This window comes from Oryzobacter telluris (assembly GCF_043099285.1).
Taxonomy (GTDB): domain Bacteria; phylum Actinomycetota; class Actinomycetes; order Actinomycetales; family Dermatophilaceae; genus Oryzobacter; species Oryzobacter telluris.
Window position 1 is genome coordinate 2,484,257 of record NZ_CP170723.1, and the last position, 24,861, is coordinate 2,509,117.

Annotated in this window: 25 protein-coding genes; 10 read left to right on the forward strand and 15 right to left on the reverse strand. The window is 73.6% G+C overall.

Translation table 11 applies throughout. The features are described 5' to 3' along the window. Positions 1 to 175: 175 nt before the first annotated feature. Both ACFLFB_RS11460 and ACFLFB_RS11465 read right to left on the reverse strand, forming a co-directional pair. Positions 176 to 508 (reverse strand): putative quinol monooxygenase, encoded by a 333-nt coding sequence (locus ACFLFB_RS11460; protein ID WP_392542306.1) that lies wholly within the window; start codon positions 506 to 508, stop codon positions 176 to 178. A 45-nt stretch (positions 509 to 553) separates the two neighbouring features. Continuing rightward, positions 554 to 1,063 (reverse strand): SRPBCC family protein, encoded by a 510-nt coding sequence (locus ACFLFB_RS11465; protein ID WP_392542307.1) that lies wholly within the window; start codon positions 1,061 to 1,063, stop codon positions 554 to 556. 99 nt (positions 1,064 to 1,162) lie between these two features. On the opposite strand from ACFLFB_RS11465, the gene ACFLFB_RS11470 reads away from it, so the two are divergent. Then, complete coding sequence (locus tag ACFLFB_RS11470; protein WP_392542308.1) at positions 1,163 to 1,687, forward strand: YbaK/EbsC family protein; 525 nt, start codon at positions 1,163 to 1,165, stop codon at positions 1,685 to 1,687. Positions 1,688 to 1,742: 55 nt separating this feature from the next. Here the strand turns inward: ACFLFB_RS11470 and ACFLFB_RS11475 are convergent, their stop codons facing one another. Beyond that, positions 1,743 to 2,132: a hypothetical protein gene (locus tag ACFLFB_RS11475; protein WP_392542309.1), complete on the reverse strand. Its 390-nt coding sequence runs from the start codon at positions 2,130 to 2,132 to the stop codon at positions 1,743 to 1,745. A 339-nt stretch (positions 2,133 to 2,471) separates the two neighbouring features. Between ACFLFB_RS11475 and ACFLFB_RS11480 the strand changes: the two genes are divergently transcribed. Together ACFLFB_RS11480 and ACFLFB_RS11485 are read left to right on the forward strand one after the other, a co-directional pair. Continuing rightward, a complete protein-coding gene (locus tag ACFLFB_RS11480) occupies positions 2,472 to 3,416 on the forward strand; it encodes an ABC transporter ATP-binding protein (RefSeq protein ID WP_392542310.1) in 945 nt (314 codons plus the stop codon). Further along, positions 3,413 to 4,231 (forward strand): hypothetical protein, encoded by an 819-nt coding sequence (locus ACFLFB_RS11485; RefSeq protein ID WP_392542311.1) that lies wholly within the window; start codon positions 3,413 to 3,415, stop codon positions 4,229 to 4,231. Before ACFLFB_RS11480 ends, ACFLFB_RS11485 begins: the two co-directional genes overlap by 4 nt. A 27-nt stretch (positions 4,232 to 4,258) precedes the next feature. Here the strand turns inward: ACFLFB_RS11485 and metF are convergent, their stop codons facing one another. Further along, positions 4,259 to 5,164, reverse strand: coding sequence for a methylenetetrahydrofolate reductase [NAD(P)H] (gene metF, locus ACFLFB_RS11490; protein ID WP_392542312.1), 906 nt, complete (start codon positions 5,162 to 5,164; stop codon positions 4,259 to 4,261). A gap of 91 nt (positions 5,165 to 5,255) precedes the next feature. Between metF and ACFLFB_RS11495 the strand changes: the two genes are divergently transcribed. Both ACFLFB_RS11495 and ACFLFB_RS11500 read left to right on the forward strand, forming a co-directional pair. Beyond that, positions 5,256 to 6,341, forward strand: coding sequence for a polyprenyl synthetase family protein (locus ACFLFB_RS11495; RefSeq protein ID WP_392542313.1), 1,086 nt, complete (start codon positions 5,256 to 5,258; stop codon positions 6,339 to 6,341). A 122-nt stretch (positions 6,342 to 6,463) separates the two neighbouring features. Beyond that, positions 6,464 to 9,367, forward strand: a complete 2,904-nt coding sequence (locus ACFLFB_RS11500; RefSeq protein ID WP_392542314.1) for a hypothetical protein — start codon at positions 6,464 to 6,466, stop codon at positions 9,365 to 9,367. Here ACFLFB_RS11500 and ACFLFB_RS11505 read toward each other — a convergent pair. Beyond that, entirely contained in the window at positions 9,364 to 9,774 is a 411-nt protein-coding gene (locus tag ACFLFB_RS11505) for an Rv2175c family DNA-binding protein (protein ID WP_392542315.1), read from the reverse strand. The genes ACFLFB_RS11500 and ACFLFB_RS11505 overlap by 4 nt on opposite strands. Before the next feature lie 137 nt (positions 9,775 to 9,911). On the opposite strand from ACFLFB_RS11505, the gene ACFLFB_RS11510 reads away from it, so the two are divergent. The 4 genes from ACFLFB_RS11510 (at position 9,912) to ACFLFB_RS11525 (ending at position 14,546) form a co-directional block, all read left to right on the forward strand. After that, positions 9,912 to 11,027: a LysM peptidoglycan-binding domain-containing protein gene (locus ACFLFB_RS11510; RefSeq protein ID WP_392542316.1), complete on the forward strand. Its 1,116-nt coding sequence runs from the start codon at positions 9,912 to 9,914 to the stop codon at positions 11,025 to 11,027. A gap of 52 nt (positions 11,028 to 11,079) precedes the next feature. Then, positions 11,080 to 13,035: a Stk1 family PASTA domain-containing Ser/Thr kinase gene (gene pknB / locus ACFLFB_RS11515; protein ID WP_392542317.1), complete on the forward strand. Its 1,956-nt coding sequence runs from the start codon at positions 11,080 to 11,082 to the stop codon at positions 13,033 to 13,035. Between the two features lie 10 nt (positions 13,036 to 13,045). Beyond that, a complete protein-coding gene (locus ACFLFB_RS11520; protein WP_392542318.1) occupies positions 13,046 to 13,978 on the forward strand; it encodes a DMT family transporter in 933 nt (310 codons plus the stop codon). A 181-nt stretch (positions 13,979 to 14,159) separates the two neighbouring features. Beyond that, positions 14,160 to 14,546 (forward strand): hypothetical protein, encoded by a 387-nt coding sequence (locus ACFLFB_RS11525; RefSeq protein ID WP_392542319.1) that lies wholly within the window; start codon positions 14,160 to 14,162, stop codon positions 14,544 to 14,546. Positions 14,547 to 14,720: 174 nt separating this feature from the next. Here the strand turns inward: ACFLFB_RS11525 and ACFLFB_RS11530 are convergent, their stop codons facing one another. From ACFLFB_RS11530 to ACFLFB_RS11550, 5 genes are all read right to left on the reverse strand, one after another. Further along, on the reverse strand, positions 14,721 to 15,770 hold the full coding sequence (locus tag ACFLFB_RS11530; RefSeq protein ID WP_392542320.1) for a threonine aldolase family protein: 1,050 nt from the start codon (positions 15,768 to 15,770) through the stop codon (positions 14,721 to 14,723). A gap of 8 nt (positions 15,771 to 15,778) precedes the next feature. Further along, positions 15,779 to 17,131: a class II 3-deoxy-7-phosphoheptulonate synthase gene (locus tag ACFLFB_RS11535; RefSeq protein WP_392542321.1), complete on the reverse strand. Its 1,353-nt coding sequence runs from the start codon at positions 17,129 to 17,131 to the stop codon at positions 15,779 to 15,781. Positions 17,132 to 17,192: 61 nt separating this feature from the next. Continuing rightward, entirely contained in the window at positions 17,193 to 17,912 is a 720-nt protein-coding gene (locus ACFLFB_RS11540) for a response regulator (RefSeq protein WP_392542322.1), read from the reverse strand. Beyond that, positions 17,909 to 19,093, reverse strand: coding sequence for a MacS family sensor histidine kinase (gene macS, locus ACFLFB_RS11545; RefSeq protein ID WP_392542323.1), 1,185 nt, complete (start codon positions 19,091 to 19,093; stop codon positions 17,909 to 17,911). Before macS ends, ACFLFB_RS11540 begins: the two co-directional genes overlap by 4 nt. An 11-nt stretch (positions 19,094 to 19,104) precedes the next feature. Beyond that, complete coding sequence (locus ACFLFB_RS11550; RefSeq protein ID WP_392542324.1) at positions 19,105 to 19,911, reverse strand: lysophospholipid acyltransferase family protein; 807 nt, start codon at positions 19,909 to 19,911, stop codon at positions 19,105 to 19,107. A gap of 115 nt (positions 19,912 to 20,026) precedes the next feature. Between ACFLFB_RS11550 and ACFLFB_RS11555 the strand changes: the two genes are divergently transcribed. Beyond that, positions 20,027 to 20,605: a hypothetical protein gene (locus tag ACFLFB_RS11555; RefSeq protein ID WP_392542325.1), complete on the forward strand. Its 579-nt coding sequence runs from the start codon at positions 20,027 to 20,029 to the stop codon at positions 20,603 to 20,605. A 28-nt stretch (positions 20,606 to 20,633) separates the two neighbouring features. Here ACFLFB_RS11555 and ACFLFB_RS11560 read toward each other — a convergent pair whose 3' ends face one another. From ACFLFB_RS11560 to ACFLFB_RS11580, 5 genes are all read right to left on the reverse strand, one after another. Next, a complete protein-coding gene (locus tag ACFLFB_RS11560; RefSeq protein ID WP_392542326.1) occupies positions 20,634 to 21,107 on the reverse strand; it encodes a methyltransferase family protein in 474 nt (157 codons plus the stop codon). Positions 21,108 to 21,532: 425 nt separating this feature from the next. Next, the gene (locus tag ACFLFB_RS11565) at positions 21,533 to 22,216 is read right to left on the reverse strand and encodes an endonuclease/exonuclease/phosphatase family protein (RefSeq protein WP_392542327.1); all 684 of its coding nucleotides are present in this window, start codon (positions 22,214 to 22,216) and stop codon (positions 21,533 to 21,535) included. A 13-nt stretch (positions 22,217 to 22,229) separates the two neighbouring features. Beyond that, complete coding sequence (locus ACFLFB_RS11570; RefSeq protein WP_392542328.1) at positions 22,230 to 23,201, reverse strand: ROK family glucokinase; 972 nt, start codon at positions 23,199 to 23,201, stop codon at positions 22,230 to 22,232. Continuing rightward, complete coding sequence (locus ACFLFB_RS11575) at positions 23,194 to 23,652, reverse strand: hypothetical protein (RefSeq protein ID WP_392542329.1); 459 nt, start codon at positions 23,650 to 23,652, stop codon at positions 23,194 to 23,196. The genes ACFLFB_RS11570 and ACFLFB_RS11575 overlap by 8 nt, the downstream gene beginning before the upstream one ends. After that, a complete protein-coding gene (locus ACFLFB_RS11580) occupies positions 23,642 to 24,859 on the reverse strand; it encodes an ArsA family ATPase (protein WP_392542330.1) in 1,218 nt (405 codons plus the stop codon). Before ACFLFB_RS11580 ends, ACFLFB_RS11575 begins: the two co-directional genes overlap by 11 nt. Positions 24,860 to 24,861: the final 2 nt, after the last annotated feature.

A 24,861-nucleotide genomic window follows, 5' to 3' on the forward strand; every position in this document is an offset into this window, starting at 1 on the left:
CCCCCTCCCCCGAGACCGCGTGCTACCGCCTGGTAGGAGGGGTGATCACCCCACTGACCAGGCGGTAGCACGCGCTCGAGACGGGACCCGGACACCACCGAAGTGCGCGCTACGGGGCAGTAAGGGTCGCGATCACGACTCTTACTGCCCCGTAGGACGCGCGTTCGCAGCGGGGTCAGGCCTCGCGGGGCTGGATCTCCCCCATCGGGCCGAAGCCGGTGACCTCGTCGGCGTCGACGTAGATGATCTGCGGCTGCGCGGCGACGATGTCGGGCATCTGCGCCATGAACCGCGCGACGTGGTCCTGGGCCATGTGCTCCCCGCCGGCGGCGGAGTCACGGAAGCCCTCGATGCACACGAAGGTGTTCGGCTCGGTGAGGCTGCGCGAGAACTCGAAGAACACGCACCCCGGCTCCTGGCTGACGGCCGCGGCGTAGGACGTCGACAGCTCGTCCCAGGCCTCGAGGCGGTCCTCGCGGATCGGGAACTTCACGGTGATGAGGATCAAGGTCTGCTCCTGTCGGGGGGACGGTGGAGCCAGCCTACGAACCGGTCACCGCCCCGCGTCGGCCGACGCCTCGGCGAGCTCCTTGAACGTCAGCAGCTGCCGGCGCGCCATGACGAGGTCGCCCACCGACACGAGCGGGGCGAGGAGCCGGCCCCGCTCCATCACGACCTTGAGGACGAGGCGCGTCTCCCGCGGACCGACCTCCGTCACCCGGTAGGTGAGGACGCCACCCATCACCGTGCCGGTGAGCTCACGACCCGGCTCGACGGCGAGGACGCGACCGAGCGGGCGCCCTCCGCTGCTCGTGAACGACTCCCCCACCTCGGGAGCGGCGAGACCGAGCACCGTTCGCGGAGAACGGTGCCCGCGGTTGTCGACCCAGTCGTAGGAGTACGGGGCGGCGCGGACCTGCCCCACCCAGGTCCACACCACGTCGGCGGGGGCCGCCACGGTGACCCCGCGCCACGCCTCGAGGACCGGGTCGAGGACGAGGTCGTCGCAGCCGTAGTGGGCCGCCACCTCGGCGTCGACGACGCCCCACCGGTCAGCGATCACCGCCCCATCGTCGCAGCCCACCGCCACCCGCCCGACGACACCCGCCCCCCCGGCCCGAACGCCGGTGCCGGACACCGCTTCCCTCACTACGCTTGGGACATGAGCCTCGAGCCCGGCCAGCCGCTCGCCGCCCGCGACCTCAGCGGGCACGCGGGGGTGCGCGCCGTCCTCGACACGCTCGCCCTGCATCACGTCGTCCCGGAGATCCGGCACCTGCCCGACGCCGTGCGCACCGCGCGGGCCGCCGCCGACGCCCTGGGCATCACGCGCGCCGAGATCGCGAACAGCCTCGTCTTCGTCGCCACCGACCACGACGGCGGCACGCGCCCCTTCCTCGTCCTCGCCTCGGGCGGGCACCGGGTCGACACCGACAAGGTCGCCGCCCTCGCCGGGCTGGCGTCGCTGGAGCAGGCCGACCCCGAGTTCGTCCGCCGGCACACCGGGTTCGCGATCGGCGGGGTCGCCCCGGTCGGTCACCCGCAGCACATCGACACCGTCGTCGACGTCACGCTCGGGCGCTACCCGACGGTGTGGGCGGCCGCCGGACACAGCCACTCGGTGTTCGCGACGAGCTACGACGAGCTGATCCGCATCACCGGCGGCCACCCGATGGACGTCGCCTGAGACGAGCACCGTGGTGCCCGACGCGCCGACCCGCGCGGTCCACCGAAGGCGTGGGTCAGGGGTTGGTGAACGCCTCGGGGTGCTCGGCGAGGCGCGTGCGGAAGGCGTCCTTGAGGGGCTGGTCGTCGGGGAGCAGGGCCGCGTACGCCTCGTTCGACCCGGACTCGAGCGCCTCGACCGCACCCTCGTCGTCCCACGCGGTGTCGGCGATCGACTGCGCGGTGTCCTCGACGAACCGGGTCACCTGGGACAGCCCGAGGAAGGCGAAGCCGTCGCGCGCCTTCTGCAGCTTCTTGGGGGACAGGTCCTCGAACGCGTGCAGCACCCCGCCCTCCCTCACCAGGGCGTGGAAGGCCAGGGCCCCCGCCAGGGCGGCGTCGCCCTCACCGAGCTCCCTGCCACCGCCGCGAGACGCCCTCTTCCAGATCTTCTCGGCCTTGTCCACGGGAGCAGGATCCCAGCCTGCGCCGACGAGGACCAACTTCGCGCCCCAGGCGAGGCCCCACCAGCACCTCGCCGGAGCCACGGAACCGGAGCGGGACCCACCACCTCTGAGTACCTGTACGGATGTGGAGGGTCACGCCGACCCGAGATGCTCGTGCAGCCGCGCCGGCCGCGGGAATGGGCGCTGAGGGGGGCCCGTGCCCGCGGCCGGCGCGGTGCGTCATCGAGGACGACGACGCGGCGACATCCACACGATCTCCAGACGTCCTCCACCACTCCCGCCCGGCGGCCCTTGTAGCGTCCGAGCACCGAAGCAGCCCGGCCCACGAGGGGAACGACCGTGATCAGCGTTCGAGCACTGACCAAGGAGCACGGCCGCGTGCGGGCGGTCGACGACCTCACCTTCGACGCCCGACCCGGAACGGTGACCGGCTTCCTCGGCCCCAACGGTGCCGGCAAGTCGACGACGATGCGCGTCGTCATGGGCCTGGACCGCCCGACCTCCGGCGACGCCGTGGTCAACGGCCACCGCCTCGCGGAGCGCACGGCGCCGCTCCACGAGGTCGGCGCCCTCCTCGACGCCGGAGCCATGCACCCGGGGCGCTCCGGACGCGCGCACCTGCGGATCGCCGCCCGCAGCAACGGGATCCCGCTCAGCCGGGTCGGTGCGGTCCTCGACCAGGTCGGCCTCGAGGGCGCGGCGCACCGGCGCATCAAGACGTACTCGCTCGGGATGCGCCAGCGCCTCGGCATCGCGGCGGCGCTCCTCGGCGACCCCGGGGTGCTGATGTTCGACGAGCCGGTCAACGGCCTCGACCTCGACGGCGTCCGGTGGATCCGTTCCCTCCTGCGCGGGTTCGCCGACGAGGGGCGCACCGTCCTCGTCTCGAGCCACCTGATGAGCGAGATGCAGCTCATCGCCGACCGGGTCGTCATCATCGGCAAGGGGCGGCTCATCGCCGACGCGACGATCGCCGAGGTGCTCCAGGACCTCGAGCACCAGCGCGTCCGGGTCAGGACCCCCGATGCCGACGCGCTCGCGGAGGCCCTGGCGCCGCGCGCCACCACCGTCGAGCGCACCGGTCCCGACGAGCTCGAGGTGGCGGGCCTCCCGGCGGCCGAGATCGGTGCCGCGGCCCGCACGGTCGGCGCGACCCTGCACCACCTGTCCGAGGTCGAGCAGTCCCTCGAGGACGCCTACCTGCGCCTCACCGACGGCGCCGTCGAGCACCACGGCCACCGCTCCGAACCCGTCACCGCCGACCTCGCGGGAGGCGAGCGATGAGCGCCCCCACGACCCGCAGCGCGGCGCGCCCGGGCCACACCCGCACCGAGGCCGGCCTCGGCACCGCCCTCGTCCGCACCGCCCGCGCGGAGTGGAGCCGCCTGTGGTCGGTCCGCTCGACCTGGTGGTTCGTCGGCGCGACCGGGGTGGCCGTCCTCGGGCTCGGCTTCCTCCTCACCCTCGACACGGCCAACAACCCCGGTATCGAGGTGCCTCCGGGCGGCGCGTGGACCAGCTCCCAGTTCGCCGCGATCTTCGCCCTGTTCGGCGTCGTCGCGACGGCGGTCGTGACGACGACCGCCGACCACACGACCGGCGGCATCGTCCCCTCCCTGCAGTGGACCCCACGGCGCGGCGTCCTCCTCGCGGCCCGCACCCTCGTCGTGGTCCTCACCCTCACCGCCTACGCGCTGGTCCTGCTCACCCTCGTCGCGGTCACCGTGCACGTCGCCTCGCCGCGGTTCGGCCTGGACGCGGGCGACGGCGCGAGGATCCTCGGCACCATCGGGTTCGTCCTGGCCACGAACCTCCTCCTCGCGGTCGGCGTGGGTCTGCTGACCCGCAGCACCGCGGGCGGCCTCGTCACCGTCATCGGGCTCGACCTCGTGCTGCCGCTCGTCCTCGCCATCGTCCCCGTCGACGGGTTCGAGCGCCTGGGCGACCTCATGCCCGGGACGGCCGTCCTCTTCCTCCTCCTCGACGGCGGGGCGTCCGACCTCACCCCGACGACGGCACGCCTCACGCTCGCGGCGTGGGCCGCCGCCGCCATGGTGCTCGGGGGGATGCGCCTGGCGCGGTCCGACGCCGGGCACTGAGGACGCCCGGCCGGCACCCGTCGGGGCTCAGAGGCCGAGGCTGTCGAAGACCTCGAGGGTCGCCGTCGAGCGGTTCATGGTGATGAAGTGGATGCCCGGCGCGCCCTCGTCGAGCATCCGGCGCCCGAGCTCGATGGCGATCTCGACGCCCACGGCCCGCACGGCCGCCGGGTCGTCCTTGACCGCCTCGAGCCGCCCCACGACCGCCTGGGGCAGCGGGGTGCCCATGAGCTCGGACATCCGCTGGATCTGCCGGACGTTGGTCACCGGCATGAGGCCGGGCGTGATCGGCAGGTCGCGGCGGGCGGCCACGCGGTCGCGCAGGCGCAGGTAGGTGTCGGCGTCGAAGACCATCTGGGTGATGGCGAAGCTCGCCCCCGCGTCGGCCTTGCGGACGAGCACGTCGACGTCGTGGTCGAGGTCGGGGCTGTCCGGATGCACGTCGGGGAAGGCGGCGACGCCGATGGTGAAGTCACCGAGCCCGCGGATGAGGCCGACGAGGGAGTCGGCGTGGTCGAGCCCCTCGGGGTGCGGGGTCCAGTGGCCGCGGACGTTGCCCGGCGGGTCGCCGCGCAGGGCGAGGATGTTGCGCACGCCCGAGGACGCGTACTGGCCGACGACCTGGCGCACCTGCCGCACGGACGCCCCCACGCAGGTGAGGTGGGCCAGCGGGGTGAGGGAGGTCTCGTCGGCGATGCGGCCGGTGACGCGCACGGTGCGGTCCTGGGTGGTCCCGCCCGCACCGTAGGTGACCGACACGAACGCGGGGCGGACCCGCTCGAGCTGGCGGATGGCGGTCCACAGCTGGGCCTCGGAGTCGTCGTCCTTCGGGGGGAAGAACTCGAAGCTGATCGAGGGACGGTCCTCCCGCAGGAGCCCGGGGATCGAGCGCACGAGGTGCTCGGGACGTCCTCCTCCTCCGTGGTGGGCCATGGCGGTGAGGGTAGTCGAGGCCCGACGCCGTAGGCTCGGGGGCGCCAGCATCCGACCGCCCGCGCCGCTCCCGCGGCCATGGAGGACCTCCGTGCCGAACCCCCTCGACACCGCCGACCTGCGGCGCCGGGTGCAGGAGTGCCTCGACCACGAGCTGACCCACCAGGCGCACGTCCTCGCCGAGCTCGGCACCGACGTCGACGACCTCGTCCGGGCCGTCGCTGACCTCCTGCGCGGCGGCAAGCGGCTGCGCGCGGCCTTCCTCTACTGGGGCCACCGCGCGGCCGGGCGCCCCGACTCCGACGCCCTCGTCCGCCTCGCGAGCGCGATGGAGATCTTCCAGGCGGCCGCCCTCATCCACGACGACGTCATGGACGACTCCGACACCCGCCGCGGCCGCCCCGCCGCCCACCGCGCGATGGCGAGCGCCCACGCCGCCCGCTCGTGGACCGGCGACGCCGACCGCTTCGGCCTCGCCGGTGCCGTCCTCGCCGGCAACCTCTGCCTCACCTGGGCCGACGAGGTGTACGCCACCAGCGGCCTGCCTGCCGAGGACGTCGCCCGCGGCCGCGCGCTGTTCGACCGCATGCGCAGCCAGCTGATGGCGGGGCAGTTCCTCGACGTCGTCGAGTCGATGCGGCCCTGGGAGGGCGTCGACCCCGCCGAGCGCGTCGAGCGGGCCGGCCGCGTCATCACCTACAAGAGCGCGAAGTACACCGTCGAGCACCCGCTGCTCATCGGGGCGGCCACCGGTGGGCTCGACGCCGCCGGCACCGCGGCCCTGTCGCGCTACGGCCTCGACCTCGGCCGCGCCTTCCAGCTGCGCGACGACCTCCTCGGCGTCTTCGGCGACCCCGAGTCCACCGGCAAACCCGCGGGCGACGACCTGCGCGAGGGCAAGCGCACCGTGCTGCTCGCCCACGCCCTCGCCGGCACCGACGACGCCGGCCGCGCCGCGCTCGGCCGCCTCGTGGGGCGCCCGGACCTCGACACCGACGCGGTGGGGACGCTTCGCCTCGTCATCACCACGTCGGGGGCCGTCGACGTCCTCGAGGACGAGATCGGGCGGCTCGCCGACTCGGCGCGCGACGCGCTCACGAGCGCCCCGAGCCTCGACGACGAGGCCCGCGAGGTGCTCCTCGGACTCGTCGACGTCGCCACCGCCCGCACCGCCTGAGCGTTTCCTGTCAGTACGCTGAGAGACCACCTCGGTTGCCCGACTGACGCCCTGACCTGCAGAGGTCTACATTTCCGGCCAAGCGGCTACCAGGGGGTGGCCCGTCGGGGACGGACATGCCGATGCGCCACAGTCGTCTGGTTGCAGCCACCACCACCGTCGCGCTGAGTCTCCTCGGGCTGGGCGCACCTGCTGCGGCGTCCGACCCGGCGACGATCGCCCCCACGGGCGGCCACCGCTCCGCGAGCGCAGCGGTCGGGACCTCCACCGCGGCCGAGCCGCTCGTGACCTACGGAGGGGGCGACCTGGAGCCGCTCGTCCCCAGCCGCGTGCTCGACACCCGCACGGGCGTCGGAGCCCCCGGGGGCCTCGTGGGAGCAGGCGGGGTGGTCTCCCTCGACGTCACGGGGGTCGGTGGCGTCCCGGACGCCGGTGTGGGCGCGGTCGCCCTCAACGTCACTGCCGTAGCGGCGAGCGCGACGACCTATGTGACGGTGTGGCCGCACGGCGCGGTCAGGCCGGTGGCGTCATCGCTCAACCTCGTCCGCGGCGACACCGCTCCCAATCTCGTCGTCACCAAGGTGGGGCGGGACGGAAAGGTCGACCTGTTCAACAACTCCGGGGCCGTGCACCTGCTCGCCGACGTCGTGGGATGGTTCCCCGAGGCGTCGAGCCTCCAGCCGCTCGTCCCCGCGCGGATCCTCGACACCCGGACCGGCGTGGGTGGGGCGAAGGCGCGCGTCGGAGCCTCCACGACGGTGACCGTCCAGGCGACCGGCGCGGGCGGCATCCCGACCAGCGGGGTGGCCGCAGTCGTCGTGAACCTCACGGGGGTGTCGCCGACGGCCACGACGTACGTCACGGCGTTCCCTTCCGGACAGGTCGCGCCACTGGCGTCGAACCTCAACCTCGTCAAGGGGCAGGTCCGGCCGAACCTGGCCATCGTCAAGCTCGGCACCAGCGGCCGGTTCTCCCTGTTCAACAAGGCCGGTGAGGTCGACCTCCTCGCCGACGTGGTCGGGTGGTTCCCCACCTCGTCCGCCTACGGCCCGCTCACCCCGGCTCGGGTGCTGGACACCCGGACGGGCCTCGGCGCTCCGAAGGCGGCGCTCGGTGCCGGGAAGACCCTCGCCCTCACCGTCGCCGGACACGGAGGCGTCCCCTCCACCGGAGTGGGCGCGGTGGTCCTCAACCTCACCGGGATCGCCCCCACGGCGTCGACGTTCGTCACCGCGTGGCCCACGGGGCAGCCGCGGCCCACCGCGTCCGTCCTCAACCTCAGGAGCGGCCAGGTCGCTGCGAACCTCGTGGTCGTGAAGGTCGGGGCGGGTGGGGCCGTCTCGGTCTACAACAACGCCGGCTCCACCCACCTCGCCGCCGACGTCGTCGGGTGGTTCCCGACGGGAACGACGTCGACCACCGCCTTCGCCCTCACGCCCGGCACGACCATGCACGGTCCGGGAGACCTCGTGTCGGTGACGGGGGACGCCACCGACGGAGGGACGGTCGTCTTCGCCGCCTCGTCGGACGCCCCGGCGGTCGGTGGCCACTTCGTCTTCGCCGGAGGGCCGGCATCGGGTGCCGGGGTCTCCGGCCTCGTCACGGCTCGCACGGCCAACCCCAACGGGACGGTCTCTGCCACGTTCTCCCCCGCGAACCTCCAGGACCTGTTCACCGACCTCGAGATCCACAGCTCGCAGGCCACTCCCGCCAGCGACGCTTCCTCCGCGTCCAGCCCGGCAGGCCGCTCGATGCGCCTCACTGCCGTCCCGGAGTGCACGGTCGAGGGAGGAGTCGTCGCCGCGCCATCGGTGTCGTTCGACGGCATGAGCGGCCAGGCCGACTTCTCACTCCGCGAACTGAGCGCGCGGCTCGACCTGCGCGGAGAGGTGACGTTTACCTGGACCGTGGCGGTCACCGGGGGCTTCACCTGCTCCCTGACGCTCCTGGACGGCCCCCTGGGCTGGGTGGGCCCCGTCGAGTTCGGGTGGTCGGTCGACCTGTCGGCATCGGTCTCGAACGAGCTGTCGACGTCGACCAGCGTCTCGATCCCCGTGCGGATCGGCTTCCAGTACGACGACGGGGACGTGACTGACCTCAACTCGGCCGATCTCTCGGGTGAGGCGACGGACGACGAGGAGTTCAGCGCCCAGGTCAGCGCGAGCCTCACCGAGTCGCTGTCCGCGAAGATGTTCGGCGTCGTCGGTGTCGAGATCGGCATCGGCCCACAGCTCGACCTGGCCTACGAACCGAACAACGGCCTGAGCTGCGTGACGCTGGAGGCCTCGTTGCGCATCTCGGTGGCTGGTGTCGCCGAGAAGTGGGGGCTGGGATGGTCGTTCGCCACGGCGGAGTTCGTCATCGCGTCCAAGGAGCTGTTCCGCTCCGATGGGTGTGGCGGCGTGCGCTGGGACGGCTCGATCACCGTCGACGCTCAGTGGGCCGAGACCCGCATCGAAGGTGGCGAGACGGCCAAGGCGACGCAGGACGCGACCTACGTCCTCGGCCCCCTGGTCGAGAAGGTCGGGGAGGAGGGCCGCGGACGCTACGCCACGACCGTGTCGGGGTCGGCTCACGAGGACCGCGCCTACACCAGCGGCGCCTGCCCGTCGAGGGGTGACTTCGATGCCACCTTCGCGGGAGCGACGCGGCAGGAGGGCATCGTCATGTTCGGCGATCCGACCAACGGGTGGTACGCGTACGTCGACGGCCTGGACCCCACCCCCGACGAGGAGGAGAGCGGGACGGCAGGGGGCGGGGTGACGTCGACATGGTGCGATGGCTCTTCGTACGAGTCGTGGGCGACCTATCCAGGGGGGTACTGGTTCCTGGCATGGCCCCAGGCCGGGGTCGGATGGCCGTCCGACGACATCCTCGTCGACACGTTCACCGACACCGATCCCGACCCGGCGCATCTCGTGGGGACGTCGTCGTTCAGCCAGGTTGCGTCCGACGGGACCTTCGACCGGTCGCGGTCCATCACGTTCACCTACGACCTGCGGCTGGTGCCGATCACGGGGAGCTAGAAGGCCTCTTCCATCGCTCGCCGGCGGACCTCGGTCTTGAAGCCGGCGTGGATGGCGTCGAGCGGGGTGCCGGAGGTCGGGAGGGTCTCGTCGACGGTGTGCAGCCACCGGATGACCTCGACGTCGGTCATCCCGCCGTCGGTGAGCACGGTGAAGGTGCCCTTGAGGGCGGGCAGCGGCCCCTCGTCGTCGACGAAGCCGGCGGGGACGCTGACGACCCGTCGCTCCCCCACCCGGTGGGACAGCAGCTCGCGGTCCTCGATGAGGCGGCGGACGTCGGCGAGCCGCAGGCCCAGGCGCTCGGCGATGTCAGGGACCGTGAGCCAGACGGGGACGAGGGACTCGAGGTCGCCGGCGGGGTCCGGGGTGGGGGTGGAGTCGGCGCTGTCGTGCGGGGCATCGGTCACCCGGCAAGCGTGCCACAGCGCCGCGACACGTCCGGTCGGCTCGTCCGGCTGACGATCGGTCACCTCTCGGGTACCGTTTGCCCCAAAGGTCTCTCTGACACCATCTGCCCCTCTCGCCACACAGGCAAGGACGAGTCATGGTCTTCATCGCCCCTCCGGCCACGGTTCCCCCGTTGGCCGTCCTCCCGGCTGCCGCGGTGTCGACCGCGAGCCCGGCCCCGCACGGCTGGGGAACCTACGTCGTCCGGGCCGGCGACACCCTCGAGGGGATCGCCGCCCGACACCGCACGACCATCGGTGTGCTCGTGGCCAGGAACCACATCCGCGACCGGCACCTCATCATGGCCGGCACGCGCCTGACGGTGCCCCGGACCGCCGCGCCCGCGAAGGCCGCTGCCGCGAGGAGCACCGTGCACACGGTGCGCGCCGGAGACACCCTCTCGGGCATCGCCATCCGCTACCGCGTCCCGCTGGCCTCGCTGCTGAAGACCAACCACATCTCGGCCAGCGCCTTCATCCACCCCGGTCAGCGCCTCACGGTGCGCGGGGCCGCCGCCACCGCCGCCGCCGCCCGGGCCGCCGCGGCGAACACGGCCAAGGCCGCCACGTACACGGTCCGCAACGGCGACACCCTGGGCGGCATCGCGGTCCGGCACCGCACGACCGTCGGCGCCATCGCCAAGGCCAGCGGCATCTCCTCGCGCTCGGTGATCCACCCCGGACAGCGGCTGCGCCTTCCCGCCAGCGCCTCGAAGTCGGCCGCCCGCTCCTCGGTGCCCGACACCTTCAACGGCGTGAAGTACCCCTCGGCGATCGCCCAGGCCGCCGCCCGCAACCGGGCGATCCTCGCCAAGGCGCACGTCCCGAGCCGCAGCGAGACCCGGGCGATGATCATCACCACGGCCCGCCGCCACGGCGTCGACCCGAAGCTGGCCCTCGCCATCGCCTACCAGGAGTCCGGCTGGAACCAGCGGGCCGTGTCGGTGGCGAACGCGGTCGGCGTGATGCAGGTCATCCCCTCGGGCGGCCAGTGGGCCTCGTCACTCGTGGGGCGCCACCTCAACCTGCGCAACACCCAGGACAACATCACCGCCGGCGTGGTCATGCTGCGGGCCCTCGGACGCGCTACCTCGAAGACGGAGCACCAGGTCGCGGCGTACTACCAGGGGCTCGGCGCGCTGCAGAAGAACGGCATGTACAGCGACACCAAGGGGTACGTGCGCAACGTCCTCCTCCTCCGCAAGACCATGTGACACCCGGCAGACGGTGAGGGCGACGGTGTCGGGGAGCACCTACACTCGTGCGGTGTCATCCACCGGCGACGCGCTCATCGGGCGCACCCTCGACGGACGCTACAAAGTGCTCCGTCGCGTTGCCGACGGCGGGATGGCCACGGTCTACCTGGCGCTCGACGAGCGGCTCGACCGCGAGGTCGCCCTCAAGATCATGCGCCAGCACCTCGTGCACGACGACAGCTTCGTCACCCGGTTCCGGCGTGAGGCCCGTGCCGCCGCCTCGTTGTCGCACCCCAACGTCGTCGCCGTGTTCGACCAGGGCGCCGACGAGGACCACATCTTCCTCGCCATGGAGTACGTCTCCGGCAAGACGCTGCGCGAGGTGCTCAACGACGAGGGGCCGCTGAGCCCCCGGGCCGCCCTCGACGTCCTCGAGCCGGTGCTGCTCGCCCTCGCCGAGGCCCACGGCAAGGGCCTGATCCACCGCGACGTCAAGCCCGAGAACGTCATCATCAGCGACAACGGCGCCGTCAAGGTCGCCGACTTCGGCCTGGCCCGCGCCGTGTCGAGCCAGACGGTCACCTCCAGCACGGGGATGCTGCTGGGCACCGTCGCGTACCTGTCGCCCGAGCAGGTCGAGCGCGGGGTCGCCGACGCCCGCTCCGACGTCTACGCGGCCGGGCTGGTCCTGTTCGAGATGCTCACCGGTGGCAAGGCGTTCACCGGCGAGACGCCCATCCACGTGGCCTACCAGCACGTCCACGGTGGCGTGCCGGCCCCGTCGAGCCGCGTGGTCGGCATCCCGCCGGCGCTCGACGAGCTCGTCGCCGAGGCCACGGCCCGCGACCCCGACGAGCGACCCGAGGACGCCGCCGAGCTCCTCGGCCTGCTGCGCCGGGTGCGCTCCTCGCTGTCGAGCACCGCGCTGGATGCCCGGCCGGCCGGCGTCGCCGCCACGGCCGCCGCCTCCGTGCCCACCGCCACCGCGGCACTCCCCCGCCGGGCGGGCGCTGCGGCCGCCGGAGCGGCCCTCGCCACCCGCGAGGCGGCCTCCACCGACGTGCGGCGCACCCACGGCGGCGACCGCACCACCGCCATCGCCGTCTCTCCCCCGCTCGAGGGAGTCGTCGTCGACGGCGACGGGCGCGGCCCGCGCCGCTGGTGGCCGGCCGTCGTCGCCTCCGGCCTCGTGGCGGCCCTCACGGCGTGGTTCTTCCTCCTCGGCCCCGGCTCGATCGTCACGGTGCCCTCGGTGGCCGGGCGCCCGCAGGCGCAGGCCGTGCAGGCGCTGACGGCCGCCTCCCTCGACGCCAAGGTCGTCGAGGCCTTCGACGAGGCCGTGCCGAAGGGCACCGTCGTCTCGGCCACCCCCGGCCCGGGCGCCGAGGTCCGCAAGGGCACGGACGTCCGGCTCACCGTGTCCAAGGGCCCGGAGCGCTACCAGGTCCCCGCGGTGGTGGGGATGTCGCAGGCCGAGGCCGTACGGCAGATCGAGGCGGTCAAGCTCACGGTCGGCAAGGTGTCCAAGGCGTTCTCCGACACCATCCCCGAGGGCCAGGTCGTCTCGGCCAAGCCCGGGCCCGGCGCCAGCCTCAAGCCCGGCACCGCGGTGGCGCTCACCGTGAGCAAGGGCCGCGAGCCCATCTCGGTGCCCGACTTCACCGGCAAGCCGGCCAAGGACGCCACCAAGAAGCTCAACGACCTCGGCCTCAAGGTCAACGCCACGAAGCAGGAGAACAGCGACACCGCGCCCAAGGGCGCCGTCATCAGCCAGGACCCGCGCGGCGGCACGCTCTACCGCGGCGACACCATCACGCTGGTCGTCTCCAAGGGGCCGGTCCTCGTCGACGTGCCCAATGTCGTCGGCCAGCAGACCCAGCAGGCGCGTGCGCTGCTCGAGGGCGCGGGCTTCAAGGTCGAGGTGCGGCGCGCCCTCGGCGGCTACTTCGGCACCGTGCGCCTGCAGGACCCGCCGGGCGGCAGCCAGGCCCCCAAGGGCAGCACCGTCACCATCACGATCGTCTGACCCGCTCCTGATGACGACCGCCTCCGTGGGCGGCCCGCGCCACGTGCGCGTCGCCACGCTGCTCCTCGTCGCCGTCACCGCCGTGTGGGGGTCGACGTTCTTCCTCATCCGCGACCTCGTCGACCACGTGCCGCCGGCCGACTTCCTCGCGGTGCGGTTCGGCATCGCGGCCGTGGTGATGTTCGTGCTGTTCCGGCGCCAGACGCTGGCACTGGGGAGGCACGACCTGCGGGTCGGGGCGGTGCTGGGGGCGCTCTACGGGGTGGCCCAGGTGCTCCAGACGATGGGGCTGCAGCACACCGACGCGTCGGTGTCGGGCTTCATCACGGGAACGTACGTCGTGCTCACGCCGGTGCTGGGTGCGGTGCTGCTGCGCGACCGCATCGGCCTGGTCACCTGGCTGGCGGTGGGGCTGGCGTCGGTGGGTCTCGCCGTGCTGTCGCTGCGCGGGCTGTCGGTCGGGGCCGGTGAGGCGCTGACCCTGTCGTCGGCGTTCCTCTACGCCGGGCACATCGTGGCGCTGGGCCGGTGGTCGACACCGCAGGCCGCGGTGGGGCTGGCGACCGTGCAGGCGTCGGTGATCGCGCTCGTGTGCGGGGTCGCCGCGGTGCCCGGTGGGCTGACGCTGCCCGCCACGGGTGGCCAGTGGGCCTCGCTGCTCTACATGGCGCTGGTGGCCGGGGCGCTGGCCCTGTGGGCGCAGACCTGGGCGCAGGCGCACCTCACAGCCACCCGCGCGGCCATCGTCATGGCGCTGGAGCCGGTGTTCGCGGCGTTCTTCGCGGTGCTGCTCGGGGGCGAGTCGCTGACCCGGCGGATGCTGCTCGGAGGGGCGCTCGTCGTCGCGGCCATGTACCTCGTCGAGCTGCGCTCCACGCCGCGCGACCCGGCCGCCACCGCTGCCCAGGACCCACCCGTCGAGGCCCTCCACCACGACGTCTGACCCCAGTCCAGGTCCTCGACCTCGTGCGACTTGGGTGCGGTTCTGGGGCCCCGGAGCCCGCAGAACCGCACCCAACTCGCACGAAGTCCAGGAGGAAGTCGCCGAGGGCGCGCGCCTTCCGCCTCTAGGGTCGGGCGCATGAGCGACGACATCGACGCCCTCGACGCCGACCGGGTGCGGCGTGGTCCCCCTGGGCGTCCTCGCGGACGACGACGATGACTGGGAGGCGGACGAGACCACGCCCGGGCAGGTGCTCACCGTGGTCGGGAGGTGGGACTACCGCATCACCGACCCCGACGCCCTCATCGACGCCGGACGACGGACCTACCTCGAGTACTGGACGGACGACATCCCTGAGGACGCCGAGCTCCATGTCGAGCGTGTGGAGACGGCCGCCGGCGTGATCATGCACGGCGACGGGGTCAACCGCCTCGATGACGCTCCCGGGCTCGAGCAGGTCCGGTACACGACCACCGTGCTGAGCCACGACGGCCTCCCGGAGGACGACTTCAACGACAACCCGTTCGCCATCGCGATGAGCCGCGATCACAACGAGAACGGCGACTGACGCCGCCCTCCTCGACCTCGTGCGACTTCGGTGCCGTTCTCAGGCCCCTGAGCCCGCAGAACCGCACCCAACTCGCACGAAGTCGAGGAGGAAGCCGCGACGTATTGCCATCCACCCACCTCGACGGCCCGGAAACGGGCGCGAAAAGGTGGGTGGATCGCAATGAGTCGCGTCTCAGGCGGGGGTGCGCAGGACCGCGGTGGCGGCGTCGACGGCCGCGTGGGTGCCGGCGTCGTCGACGTCGAGGTGCCAGACGAGCCGCACGGCGGCCGGCCCCACGGCGTAGGTCCGCACGCCGCGCTCGAGCAGCGCCGCGACGAAGGCCGCCGACGTCCATCCGGCCGCGCCGACGTCGAGGACGACGATGTTCGTCTCCACGGTCGCGGCGTCGACCGACCCCGGGGCCGCCTCGGCGCACGCCGCCGCAAACCGTGCCGCCCGCGCGTGGTCGTCGGCCAACCGCTCGACGTGGTGGTCGAGGGCGTGCAGCCCGGCCGCCGCGAGGATGCCGACCTGCCGCATCCCGGCGCCGTACCGCTTGCGCCACACGCGCGCCTCCGCCATCCGCGCGGACGACCCGACGAGGACCGAGCCCACCGGCGCACCCAGGCCCTTGGACAGGCACACCGACACCGTGTCGAACTCGCGCCCGTAGTCGGCCAGGGACACCCCGGACGCGACGTGGGCGTTCCAGAGCCGGGCACCGTCGAGGTGCATGCCGACCCCGACCGCGGAGGTCGCCGCCCGCACCTCGCGGATGGCGTCGAGCGGCTGGACCGTCCCGCCGCCGAAGTTGTGGGTGTTCTCCACGACGACGAGCGCCGTCTCCACCTGGTACGGCCCGACGCCCGTGGTGACGAGCGACATCGGCCCCGAGGGCTCGAGCCTCCCCCGCACCGAGGGCCACGTGCGCGACGTGATGCCCGAGAACACCGCGGCGGCACCGAGCTCGGCGCGCACCACGTGCGCGTTCTGGTCGGCGACGACCTCCTGGCCCGGACCGACGTGCAGCCGCATCCCCAGCTGGTTGGCCAGCGACCCGGTGGGCGTGAACAGCCCGTCCTCGTGGCCCAGGAGCCCGGCCACGCGCTGCTCGAGTGCGCGCACCGTGGGGTCCTCGCCGAAGACGTCGTCACCGACCTCGGCGCTCGCCATCGCCTCCCGCATCGCGCGCGTGGGACGGGTGAGGGTGTCGGACAACAGGTCTGCGACGTACGTGGTCACGAAGGCACTCAGTCCTGGTTCAGCATCTCGGCGACGAGGAACGCCAGCTCCAGGCTCTGCTGGTGGTTCAGGCGCGGGTCGCACACCGACTCGTAGCGCTTGGCGAGGTCGGCGTCGAGGATCCGCTCGGCACCGCCGAGGCACTCGGTGACGTCGTTGCCGGTGAGCTCGACGTGGATGCCGCCGGGCACCGTGCCGAGGCCGCGGTGCACCTCGAAGAAGCCCTCGACCTCCTCGACGACGTCGTCGAAGTCGCGCGTCTTGTAGCCCGACGCCGACTCGAAGGTGTTGCCGTGCATCGGGTCGCAGACCCACGTGATGGAGGCCCCCGACGCCGTGACCTTCTCCACGATGTGGGGCAGCGCCTCGCGGATCCGGCCCGCGCCCATCCGCGTGATGAAGGTGAGCCGGCCGGGCTCGCGGGTGGGGTCGATGACGTCGATCATCCGCAGGAGGTCGTCGGTGTCGGCGTTCGCGGACACCTTGACCCCCACCGGGTTGCGCACCTTCGACACGAAGTCGATGTGCGCGCCGTCGAGGTCGCGGGTGCGCTCGCCGACCCAGATGAAGTGGCCCGAGGTGTCGTACAGCTCGCCGGTGCGCGAGTCGACCCGGGTCAGGGGGCGCTCGTAGTCGAGGAGCAGCGCCTCGTGGGCGGAGAAGAACTCGGTGGTGCGCATGGCCTCGAAGTTGGCGCCACAGGCGTCCATGAACTTCATCGCCTTGTCGATGTCCTTGGCGAGCCGCTCGTAGCGGGCGTTCGCGGCGTTGGCGACGAAGCCCTTGTTCCAGTCGTGGACGTGGCGCAGGTCGGCGAAGCCGCCCATGGTGAACGCGCGCACGAGGTTCAGGGTCGCGCTGCTCGCGTGGTACGCCCGCACGAGCCGGTGCGGGTCGGGGGTGCGCGACTCGGGCGTGAACTCGTAGTCGTTGACCATGTCGCCGCGGTACGCCGGCAGGGTCACGCCCTCGCGGGTCTCGTCGTTGCTCGAGCGGGGCTTGGCGTACTGCCCGGCCATCCGGCCGACCTTGACGACCGGCACGGACGCGCCGTAGGTGAGGACGGCCGCCATCTGCAGGATCGTCTTGATCCGGTCGCGGATGTTGTCGGCCGTGGCGGACACGAACGTCTCGGCGCAGTCGCCGCCCTGGAGGACGAACGCGTCACCGCGGGCGACCGCCGCCATCCGGTCGCGCAGGACGTCGCACTCGCCGGCGAAGACGAGCGGGGGGTAGGTGGAGAGCGTGGCCACGGCCTCGTCGAGGGCATCGCGGTCGGGCCAGACCGGCTGCTGGGCGGCAGTGAGGTCGGCACCGGCGGCGAGCCGCTGGCGGGGGTCGGGATCGATGGTCGTGCTCACGAGGGTCAAGGATAGGTCCCGCCCGTCGGGCGCCCGTGCGTGCCCGCATGGCGGTACCCCCTCAGGCGCCCGGCTCGTCCTCGAGGCCGCGGGCCAGGGCGAACCGGACCAGCTCGACGCGGTTGTGCAGGTGCAGCTTGCCGAGGGTGTTCTGCACGTGGTTCTGGACCGTGCGGTGCGACAGGAACAGCTCGGCGGCGATCTCCTTGTACGACATCCCGGTGGCGACGAGGCGCAGCACCTCGGTCTCGCGGTCGGTGAGCTCGGGGATGGGGCGGGCGCCCTTCGCGGGCTCCGGCTCGGCCTCCGGCTCGCTCGCCATCCGGCGGAACTCGCCGAGGACGAGGCCGGCCAGACCGGGTGTGAAGACCGCCTCGCCGCGAGCGGTGGCGAGCACCGCGGCGACGATCTCCTCCGCCGAGGCCGACTTCACGAGGTACCCGGTGGCGCCGGCCTTGATCGCCGCGAGGACGTCGTGCTGCTCGCCGCTGGCCGAGAGGATGAGGACGCGGGTCGGCAGGTCGCCGATGGCCCGGCACACCTCGTCGCCCCGCATGCCGGGCAGGTTGAGGTCGAGCACGAGGACGTCCGGCCGGGTCGCGCGCGCCCGGCGCACCGTGGTGGGACCGTCGGCGGCCGTGGCGACGACCCGCAGGCCGCGCCCGGTGAGGTCGCGCTCGAGCGCCGAGAGCCACAGCGGGTGGTCGTCGGCCACGAGGACGCTGGGGTCGTCGGCCGACCCCCGGGCCACCGTGCCCGGCGTCGGGTCCTGCTCGCTCATCGGCGCTCCTTCGCGCTGCGGGGGACGGTCATCCGCACGACGCAGCCGCCCCCGGGGCGCGTCGTCCACGTGACTGTGCCACCCAGGTCCTCCACGCGTCCCCGGATCGAGCCACTCACGCCCATCCGGCCGTGCTCGGCGGCGCCGAGGAGGTCGGCGAGCTCGGCGCCCGCCCCGTTGTCGCGGATCGTCAGCTCGATGCCGGTGGAGTCGCCCTCGAGGAGGACCCACGCGCGGGCGCCGGGCCCGGCGTGCCGCTGGACGTTGTCGAGGGCTGCGGCGACCGCGGCGTCGACCTCGTGGGCCACGAGGGCGTCGACGACGACGGGGTCGGCCGGGACCGCCACGGCCACGTCGGGGCGCTCGTGGGCCGACAGCAGGAGCCGCAGGTCGACCTCCGCCCCCGGGACGCCGCGCAGGTCGGCGACGCCGTCGGGGACGTCGGGCGCACCGGTGCCGGAGACGAAGCGCCGCAGCGAGCGCTCCTGCTCCGCGGCCAGCACCGACAGCTCGGCCGCCGGTCCGCCGATCTCGGTGCCGCGCCGGTGGATGTAGGCCAGCGACTGCAGGACGCCGTCGTGGACGACCCGGGCGATGCGCTCGCGCTCGTGCAGCCGCTCGCGCTCGAGCAGCACCTGCTCCTCGCGCTCGAGGCCGCGGCGGGCGAGGTCGACCGCCAGGCCGATGAGCCCGCCGAGGAGGAAGAGCAGGACGATGTTGTGGATCGTGGTCTGGGTGGGCCGCCCGACCTCGATGAGGTCGGCGAGCGCGATGGCCGTGGCGGCGATGAGCCCGCCGCGGGCGCCGAAGGCCACCGCTCCCCCGGCGACCGATCCGGCCGCCCAGATCGTCGGGATCGTGAACTGTCCCTGGGCGATGGCCGCGGGCGTCTCGGCGAGCAGCGTGGCGAAGACGCCCAGGACCGCGATCGTCACCTCGGCGACGACGACGCGCGTCGTCCTCCTCCGGTAGACGAGCAGCCCCAGCGACCACGCGAGCATGACCCCGAGCACGACGGCTGCCACCCACGGCCGCACCATCGTGTCGTGCCGCTGCCAGGCGAGGAACGCGGCGTAGGCCGTGGCGACGGGCCGGAACACGTCGAGCCCACGGTGGAACGACTCGACGACGACCGGCTCACGCCGACCGGTCCGCGGCGACCGCGGCCCCAGCACCCCCATGCCGTGCCTGCTCAGCTGGCCCGGCGCTCCGGGCCGGGCTCGTCGCGGTCGTCCATCTCGTCGAGGGCACCCTCGAGCTCGTCGGACGCGCGGCCCGGCTTGGCGGCCTCGGCGGCCTCGCGGGCCTTGTTCTTCTTGTCGCGCGCGATGCGGTCCTTCATCGCCGTGGCGTACATGTCGACGTACTCCTGGCCGGACAGCTCCATCAGGGCGTACATGATCTCGTCGGTGATGGAGCGCAGGACGAAGCGGTCGCCCTCCATCCCCTCGTAGCGCGAGAAGTCGAGCGGCTCACCGATCCGCACGCCGACCCGGATCAGCTTGGGGATCTTGGCGCCGGTGGGCTGGGCCTTGTCGGTGTCGATCATCGCGACGGGGATGACGGGGACGCCGGCCTCGAGCGCCATGCGCGCGACGCCGGTCTTGCCCTTGTAGAGGCGGCCGTCGGGGCTGCGGGTGCCCTCGGGGTACAGGCCGAGCAGCTCACCGCGGGAGAGGACCCTCAGGCCCGAGCGCAGGGCGGCCTCGCTGGCGCGACCACCGGAGCGGTCGACCGGAAGCTGCCCCACGCCCTTGAAGAACGCGGCGGTGAGGCGGCCCTTGAGGCCGTCGCCGGTGAAGTAGTCGGACTTGGCGAGGAAGGTCATCCGCCGCGGCACGACGAGCGGCAGGAAGATCGAGTCCGAGAACGAGAGGTGGTTGCTGGCGAAGATGGCCGCACCGTCCTCGGGGATGTGCTCGGCCCCCGTGACCCACGGGCGGAACAGCAACCGGAGGATCGGCCCCAGGACCACCGTCTTGAGCACCCAGTAGAACACCCGCCCACCCTTCTCCCGTTGACGCCCGAAGCCTAGTGCACTCGGTCACACTGCTCAGGTGGGCACGGGTCGTGCGAAGATCGACGTCCACGAGTGAGGTCCCCAGGAGGTGCCCGTGGCCGAGCGGCCCGGCGAGATGGACGAGCGCGACGTCGACGAGCGCTTCGCCTCCATCGTCGCGCGCTGGGAGGGCCCGGTGCCGGTTGTCCAGGACGGCGCCGAGGACCCCGAGGACCCCACCGCCCACACCGGCGACGCCGCGGCCCCGGACGCCGCGACCGAGGCACCAGACCCGCAGGCCGACACCGGCCCCGCCGCCGTCACCCGCCCCGCCTGGGTCAACCCCTCCCCGCTCGACGTCGTCCTGCCCGCCTCCTCGTGGCGCACCGCCCCGCCGGCCGACGACGACACCCGGGCCGCGGCCTCCGCCGCCGAGGCCGAGCTCGAGGAGGAGCACTTCGAGCCGCCGGACGTCACCCTCCCCCCGCAGGAGGACCTGCACTTCTGGGGCGCCGTCATCGGGCTCGTCGCCGGGCCGCTCATGCTGCTGTACGTCGTGTTCGCGCGGCCGTTCTACAGCACCCGATGGTTCGCGGCGTCGGTCGCGGTGTCGCTCCTCGGGTTCGCGCTGCTCGTCCTGCGCCAGCCCACCACCCGCGACGAGCACGACAGCGACGACGGCGCCCGGCTGTAGGCGCCCGCCGGCCCGGCCGCTGCGGGGCTCACAGCCAGCGGCGCACGCGTCGGGCGTAGTCGTCGTACTCGGCGCCGAACCGCCGGTGCAGGAACCGCTCCTCGGGCCGGATCGCGCCCCAGTCGAGCAGCGCCACGACCACCGGGAGCAGGACCAGCGCCCAGAACGAGGGTGCCAGCAGCGCCAGCCCGAGGTAGAGGAAGAGCAGCCCGAGGTAGATCGGGTTGCGGGAGACGCGGAAGGGCCCGGTCACGAGCAGCGTCTCGGTCGACTCGCCCGGCAGCAGGCCCGTCTGGTTCCGGAAGAACATGCGGAGCAAGCGGACGTGCCACACGAGGAAGACCACGAGGATCGCGGCGCCCACCGGGCGGTGCCACGGGCCGAGCTGGACGGGGTCACCACGCACGAACGTGAGCAGCCACCCGAGGATCAGCGGCCCCGCCACGGCCACGGGCGGGAGCACGCGGAAGGAGACGACGGTCTCGTCCGATCGGCTCCCCACCCCTGAAGTGTGGGGGGTGAGGACGCGTTCGGCCCGTCTGACGTGCCGGGGACGGACCCTGCGCGGTTCAGATCCAGCGGCGGACGCGTCGGGCGTAGGCGTCGTACTCGTCACCGAACCGCTCGCGCATGAACCGCTCCTCGGGCCGCACGGCCCCCAGTCGAGCAGCGCCACGGCCACGGGGAACAGGACGAGGGCCCACACCGACGGCGCCAGCAGCGCCAGGCCGAGGTAGAGCACGAGCGGGCCGAGGTAGACCGGGCGACCGGGTCGCCGAACACGAGCGTGGCTGCCCAGCCCACGAGCAGCGGACCGGCGAAGGCGACCGGCGGCAGGACGCGGAAGGACGAGAAGGCCTCCCCGGATCCTGTCCCCATGCGGCCCAAGTGTGACCCCGTTCGGCGCGGGTGGACAGGAGTCGCTCGTCAGGCGGGTGGCACCTCGAGGTCGACCCACGTGGCCCGGTGGTCGCTCGCCCGCGCCCAGACCTCGTCCGGGACGGCCACCTCGCGGTGCGGGAGGACGCGCAACCCGGGCGACGCGAACACGACGTCGAGCCGCCGCCGCGGCCGCCCGGCCGGGAACGTCGGGACCGCCGGCGACACGAGCCGCAGCCGGTCGGGGACGTCGATGAGCTTCCAGGCGGCGCCCGAGTCGTCCTCGTTGAGGTCCCCCGCGAGCACGAGCGGACCGCTCGCGGCGATGCGCCCGAGGATGCGCTCGGTGTGCGCCACCCGCTCCCCCGGCTTGAGGCTGAGGTGCACCGAGACCGCGGTGAGCTCGGCACCGTCCTCCAGCGCCACCCGCACGACGGCGTAGCCGCGCGTCCGGTCCGGCCAGCGCACCGGCAGCCGCGTGTGGTCCGACGCCAGCACGCGCAGCGCGCGGGACGTGAAGACCGTGGTGCCACCGCTCCCCCGGTGCCGCCCGCTCCACCGCATCCCGCAGGCGCGCGCGAACCGGGCGGTCCGCCAGGCGTCGAACAGCCGCCGCGGGACCTCCTGCAGGCACAGGACGTCGGGGTCGATGGCGCGCACGACCCGTGCGGCGAGGTGGTGGTCGTCGAGGAAGTCGCGGGTGTTGTACGACGCGACCCGCACCACCCCCATCGACGCCGTCCGCTCAGCCGAGGGCGTCGGTGCGGGCGAGGTCGGCGGCCCCCACGAGCCCCGCCTCGTTGCCGAGCTCGGCCGAGACGATCTGCGCCTCGGGCCGGTAACCGCGTCCGGTGAGCTGGCGCCGGAAGGCCTCGCGCGCCGGGGCGAGGAGCAGCTCCCCAGCCGCGCTGACGCCGCCGCCGATGACGAAGGTGCCGGGGTCGAGGGCGGCCGCGAGGTCGGCCATCCCGATGCCGAGCCAGCGACCGATCTCGCCGAGGAGCTCGCGGGCGAGGGGGTCGCCGTCCTTGGCGGCCTCGGTGACGAGCGGCCCGGTGAGGTCCTCGGGGCGACCGCCGACCCGCTCGAAGAGGTCGGACACCACGGGGCTGCCGGCCGACATCAGGGCGCGGGCCTCGCGCACGAGGGCGTTGCCCGAGGCGTACTGCTCCCAGCAGCCGCGGTTGCCGCACTCGCAGCGGATGCCGTCGGGGACGACCTGCATGTGGCCGAACTCGCCGGCGATGCCGAACCTCCCCCGGAACACCCGGCCGTCGAGGACGATGCCGCCGCCGATCCCGGTGCCGAGGTTGACCATGACGAGGTGGCTCTCGCCGCGCCCGGCGCCGAAGCGGTGCTCGGCCCACACGGCGGCGTTGGCGTCGTTGTCGACGAAGATCGGCAGCGCGAGACGTTCGCCGAGCCGCTCCCGCAGCGGCTCGTTGCGCCAGGACAGGTGCGGGGCGAAGACGACGGTGGCGCGGTCGGCGGCGACGAAGCCGGCCGCCCCGATGCCGACGGCCGCGATGTCGTCGCCGGACTCGAGGAGCTCCTCGACGACCGAGACGATGGTGTCCTCGACGACGCGCGGGCTCGTGGACCGGTGCGGGGTGTCGCGCCGGGTCCGCCGGCGCACCACGCCGTCGGCGTCGACGATGCCGCCGGCCACCTTGGTGCCGCCGATGTCGATGCCGATGGCGAGCGGGGCGTCAGCCACGGGGGTCCTCCTGCGGGTCGTCGGCGTCGCGGACGGGGATGGGGCGGGCGCGGCCCGGGCGATCGGCGCGGTCGTCCTCGGTGGCGGTGGCGCCGGAGGAGGCGGCGGGGGCCTCGCGGGTGCGGGCGCTCGCGAGGTCGGCGAGCACCGCGGCCGCCACGCCGGCCAGGTCGGCCAGGCGCGAGAGCGTCTCCGGGCTCAGCGACCGGACGACCGCCGACGTGCGGCACAGCGGGCACCACTGGCAGAACGGGTCCGAGCAGCCGGGGGCCTCGGAGGAGGCCGCGCCGGGCCCCGGGTCGGCGGGGTCGGCCGCGGGCGGCGGCGCCGACCCGGCGCCGTCATCGGCACCGGCGGCAGCCTCGGCGGCGGTGCGTCGCAGGCTCTCGAGGAGTCGCGCGGCCTCGTCGGCCACCGACCCGACCTGCTCGTCCCAGCGCTCAGCGCCCACTGGCCCACTGCTCCTCGTCACGCTCGAACCGCACGCGCAGCTCGCCGCTGCCCACCGCTGCATTCTGGACGACGCAGCGGCGCAGCACCGACGGGAGCGTCACGACGCGACGCTGGTCGCCCACCTCGATGACGAGGTCGTCGTCGCGGCGGGCGAGGTGCACCTGCCCGGCGGTGACGAGCGGCAGCGGCAGGGTGAGCACGAAGTCGGCGCCGTCGGCCTCGACCCGCGTGCGCGGGGTGGCGACGTCATCGAGCAGGTCGGGGGCGTCACCCGTGTCGGGGACGGTGGCGGCGGCGAGGGCGGCGAGGGCGTCGGGACCGATCGGCTCGCCCGCGAGGTACGGCGCGGTCATCAGGGGGATGCCGAGGAAGGACTCGCGCACCTGCTCCAGGCCGCTGGCCTGGGCGACCTCCCACGCCGCGCGCCACGGGTCGTCGGCGGGCGCGGGCGGGAGCAGGCGGTTGACGACGACGCCGTCGACCGCGTAGCCGTGCAGGCTCAGCGAGGTGAGCACCCGGCGGCTCTCGGCGATGACGACCCGCTCGGGCGTGAGGACGAGGCGCACGCTGGCCCGGGGCGAGGTGAGCAGGGTGCGCACCCCCGTCATCAGGTCGCGCCAAGCACGCAGCACACCGACGACCTCGGGTCCGGGGGTCGGGATGCCGGCGGCGGCGGAGGCCGCGGGGCGCAGCACCGTCAGGAGCCGGCGCTGGGCCGGGAGCAGGCGGTCGAGGTGCCAGCCGAGCACCTCGGGCAGGGCGAGCAGCCGCAGCGTCTCGGCCGTGGGGGCGCAGTCGACGACGACGAGGTCCCAGCCGCCCTCGTCGGCCTGGTGGGCCAGCGCGGCGAGGGCCGCGACCTCCTCGGCACCGGGCAGCGAGGTCAGCTCGTCGGCGACCACGGCGTCGACGCCCATCGCGTCGAGCACCCCGAGCAGGTAGGCGCGCACGACCTCCCAGTCGGCCTCGACGGCCGTGTGGGCGCCGACGGCCAGCGCGTGCAGGCCCGGCTCGACCTCGTGGGTGTCGCGCCAGGTGGCGGCGGTGCGCAGGTCGACGTCCAGGGCGTCACCGAGGCTGTGCGCGGCGTCGGTGGAGACGACGAGGGTCTTCAGGCCCCGGCGCGCGGCACCGACGGCGGTCGCGGCGGCGGTGGTGGTCTTGCCGACCCCGCCCTTGCCGGTGACGAGGACGACCCGGGGCATGG

Excerpts from the sequence above, each read along its gene's own strand:
- ACFLFB_RS11510 (WP_392542316.1), top strand. The coding sequence starts at position 9,912 with ATGGTCTTCATCGCCCCTCCGGCCACGGTTCCCCCGTTGGCCGTCCTC.
- ACFLFB_RS11470 (WP_392542308.1), top strand. The coding sequence starts at position 1,163 with ATGAGCCTCGAGCCCGGCCAGCCGCTCGCCGCCCGCGACCTCAGCGGG.
- macS (WP_392542323.1), bottom strand. The coding sequence starts at position 19,093 with ATGGGGGTGCTGGGGCCGCGGTCGCCGCGGACCGGTCGGCGTGAGCCG.
- ACFLFB_RS11500 (WP_392542314.1), top strand. The coding sequence starts at position 6,464 with ATGCGCCACAGTCGTCTGGTTGCAGCCACCACCACCGTCGCGCTGAGT.
- metF (WP_392542312.1), bottom strand. The coding sequence starts at position 5,164 with ATGGCCCACCACGGAGGAGGAGGACGTCCCGAGCACCTCGTGCGCTCG.
- ACFLFB_RS11565 (WP_392542327.1), bottom strand. The coding sequence starts at position 22,216 with ATGGGGGTGGTGCGGGTCGCGTCGTACAACACCCGCGACTTCCTCGAC.
- ACFLFB_RS11485 (WP_392542311.1), top strand. The coding sequence starts at position 3,413 with ATGAGCGCCCCCACGACCCGCAGCGCGGCGCGCCCGGGCCACACCCGC.
- ACFLFB_RS11540 (WP_392542322.1), bottom strand. The coding sequence starts at position 17,912 with ATGAGCGAGCAGGACCCGACGCCGGGCACGGTGGCCCGGGGGTCGGCC.
- ACFLFB_RS11520 (WP_392542318.1), top strand. The coding sequence starts at position 13,046 with ATGACGACCGCCTCCGTGGGCGGCCCGCGCCACGTGCGCGTCGCCACG.
- ACFLFB_RS11580 (WP_392542330.1), bottom strand. The coding sequence starts at position 24,859 with ATGCCCCGGGTCGTCCTCGTCACCGGCAAGGGCGGGGTCGGCAAGACC.